3 protein-coding genes are annotated in these 3,051 nt (G+C 71.1%); all 3 read right to left on the bottom strand.

Translation table 11 applies throughout. The features are described from left to right. Positions 1 to 1,199: amidohydrolase (locus ACTWQJ_RS49370; RefSeq protein WP_443312885.1), on the bottom strand; the 1,199-nt coding region annotated here is incomplete at its 3' end. Then, positions 1,199 to 2,065, bottom strand: a complete 867-nt coding sequence (locus ACTWQJ_RS49365; RefSeq protein WP_443312884.1) for an ABC transporter ATP-binding protein — start codon at positions 2,063 to 2,065, stop codon at positions 1,199 to 1,201. The genes ACTWQJ_RS49365 and ACTWQJ_RS49370, both read right to left, overlap by 1 nt. Further along, positions 2,062 to 3,051: FecCD family ABC transporter permease (locus tag ACTWQJ_RS49360; RefSeq protein ID WP_443312883.1), on the bottom strand; the 990-nt coding region annotated here is incomplete at its 5' end. The genes ACTWQJ_RS49360 and ACTWQJ_RS49365, both read right to left, overlap by 4 nt.

The following is a 3,051-nucleotide window of genomic DNA, read 5'->3' as shown; positions in this document are numbered from 1 at the left end:
TCGCCCATGATCGCCGCGTAGTCGTCGCCGAAGTAGCGCAGGAAGTTGGGCTGGACGACCGCACTGATGCCGAGCTGCGCGAAGCGCGGGAGCTGGTCGGGGCGGATCAGGCCGGCGTGCTCGATGCGGTGCCGGGCGCCGGGGCGCGGCCGGAGGCGCTGGGCCCGTTCCAGGGCGTCGAGGGCGACGTCGGCCGCGCGGTCGCCGATCGCGTGGACGGCGAGCTGCCACCCGGCGAGGTGGCCGTCCACGATCATGTCCGCGAGCACGTCCGGGTCGTCCTGCAACTGGCCCGTGTGGTCCAGCCCTTCGTACGGACTGCTGAGCGCGGCGGTCCGGGCCATCATGCCGCCGTCGGTGTAGATCTTCAGCGCTCCCACGGAGAGCCAGTCGTCGCCGAATCCGGTGCGCAGGCCGAGGTCGAGGGCCCGGGGAATGCCGTCGGCCTCGTGCGCGGCGACCGGGCGCAGCCGGTCCGCGGACACCATGAGCTGCACGCGCAGCGGCAACAGGCCCTTCTCTCGGGCGAGTTGGTAGGCGCCCAGTTCGACGGGGCTGTGGCCGAAGAGAGTGCCACCGATGCCGGCCTCGGCGCAGGCGGTGACGCCCTCGGACAGGCAGGTCCGGGCTGCGCGCCCGATCGCCTGGGCCAGTTCTTCCTGGGAGTACGGCAGGCGCAGCGCCCGCGCCGCTCCCATGGCGCCCTCGGCGAGGAAGCCGTTCTCGTGCGGGATGTCGGCGGGGAGCAGGTCGAGCACGGCGGAGTTGACGACGCAGCCGTGCCCGGAGTCGTGCATCATGAACACCTTGCGGCCGTAGCTGACCTTGTCCAGTTCGGCGGCGGTCAGGTGGCGGCCGAGGGCCCGCTGGTCGTAGCCCGCGATGCTCACCCAAGCGCCGGGTGAACACTGCCGGGAGACGGCCTCCTCCACGGCGGCGAGCACGTCGTCGATCCGCGTGAGACCCGCGATGCTCGGAGTGTTCTGCTTGAAGCCGGTCCACGCCAGGTGAACGTGGGCGTCGATGAAGCCGGGCAGCACGGTGGCGCCCTGCAGGTCGATCACCTCACGGGCGGGCAGGGAGGTCACGGCCTCGTCCAGGCCGACGATCCGGCCCCGCCAGATGCCCAGGTCGTGGGCGACGGGGTGGCCGGGGTCCATGGTGAGGAAGCGGGCGTTCGTCAGGCGCGTACAGAGCATCAGCGGTGTCCCTGAGAGAGGTCGACCATGACGCTCGCGGACGAGTCGTCGGGGGCGGGGCGTTTGGGCGCGGCGGGCACCATCAGTGGCGTACCGGTTTCCGGGTCGTCGATGATGCGGCAGGGCAGGCCGAACACGTCCTCGATCAGCTCGGCCGTCATGACGCTCGCCGGGTCGCCCTCGGCCGCGACCTCGCCACCGGGTCGCATGACGATGAGGTGGGTGGCGTAGCGGCACGCCTGGTTCAGGTCGTGCAGGACGGCGACGACGGTGTGTCCCTTGCGCGCATGCAGGGCCGCGCACAGGTCCAGGACCTCTACTTGGTGCGCGATGTCCAGGAAGGTGGTGGGCTCGTCCAGCAGCAGGATGGGGGTCTGCTGGGCGAGCACCATGGCGAGCCAGACTCGCTGGCGCTGGCCACCGGAGAGGTCGTCGACGGGCCGGTCGGCGAGTTCGAGTACGCCGGTCTGCCGCATCGCCTCGGTGACGGCGTCCTCGTCCTCGGCGGACCACTGCTTCAGCAGCCGCTGGTGGGGGTAGCGTCCGCGGGCCACCAGGTCGCCCACCGTGATGCCGCCGGGCGCGGTCGACGACTGCGGGAGCAGCCCGAGCCGGCGGGCGACCTCGCGGGTGCGATAGGAGGCGATGGCGGCCCCGTCCAGGTAGACCTCCCCCGCCTTGGGCTTGAGCATCCGTGCCAGCGCCTTGAGCAGGGTGGACTTGCCGCAGGCGTTCGGCCCGATGATCACGGTGAAGGAGTGGTCGGGGATGTCGACGCCGAGGCCGGTGGCGACGGTCCGCTGGTCGTACGACAGCGTCAGGTTCTCGGCTCGCAGGCGGGGCGCCGGGGTGTTCGTTCCTGTCATGCGCGGCTCTTTCGGGACTCGGTGACCAGCAGCCAGATCAGGTACAGGCCGCCGATGGTGCCGGTGGCCGTACCCACCGGGAGGAGGGCGGGGGCGAAGAGGCGCTGTACGGCGAGGTCGCTCGCCGTCAGCAGGACGGCACCCATGAGGGCGGTGGGCACGAGAGCCGGGCCGGAGGCCCCGGTCAGCCTGCGGGCGAGTTGGGGTGCTGCCAGGGCGATGAACCAGATGGGGCCGGTCACCGCGGTGGCGAACGCGGCCAGAGCGACGCTGATGACCAGCAGGACGGTGCGGGTACGCGTCACGCTGACGCCGAGCGCGGTCGCCGTGAGGTCACCCATCTCCACCATGGACAGGCGACGGGCCAGCATGAAGGCGAGCGGGAGGAGCACGACGACAGCGAGGCCGATGGCGTTGGCGTGGGTCCAACCGCGGTTGTTCAGGCTGCCGATGAGCCACGCCTGGGCCTCCAGCGCCTCCTGCCAGGTCGCCCGGGTGATCAGGTAGGAGTTGACGGCGAGCAGCAGAGCGCTGACCCCGATGCCGATGACGACCAGCCGGAAACCCTGCAACCCCCGCCCGATCATGAGCAGGTACACCACGGCGGCGGTGGCCAGACCGCCGATCAGGGCGCCCAGCGCGATCTGAGTCATGCTGCCGTGCATCACGATGATGACCACCAGCGCGCCGACGGCCGACCCGTTGGTGAAGCCGATGAAGTCGGGGCTGCCGAGGGCGTTGCCGGTCAGGGTCTGCAGGATCCCCCCGCTGACCGCGAGCGCCGCTCCGACGCACACCGCGGTCACCAGACGTGGCATGCGCAGGGTGTTGACGATGAAGTCGGCGCCGGCATCTCCGTTGCCGATGAGCGCCCGCAGGACCTCTCCGACGGACAGGGCGAAGTCACCGGTGGTCAGGCTGATACCCATGACGACGATGAGTACGGCGAGCAGCACGGCCGTCACGGCCACCACGCGCCCCTGGAT

It is taken from the genome of Streptomyces sp. KR55, assembly GCF_052245645.1.
Classification (GTDB): domain Bacteria; phylum Actinomycetota; class Actinomycetes; order Streptomycetales; family Streptomycetaceae; genus Streptomyces; species Streptomyces flavusporus.
This window is presented reverse-complemented; position numbering and strand designations above follow the sequence as displayed.

What these genes read in the sequence shown, in the direction of transcription:
- ACTWQJ_RS49365 (WP_443312884.1), bottom strand. Translation starts at nt 2,065, where the DNA reads ATGACAGGAACGAACACCCCGGCGCCCCGCCTGCGAGCCGAGAACCTG.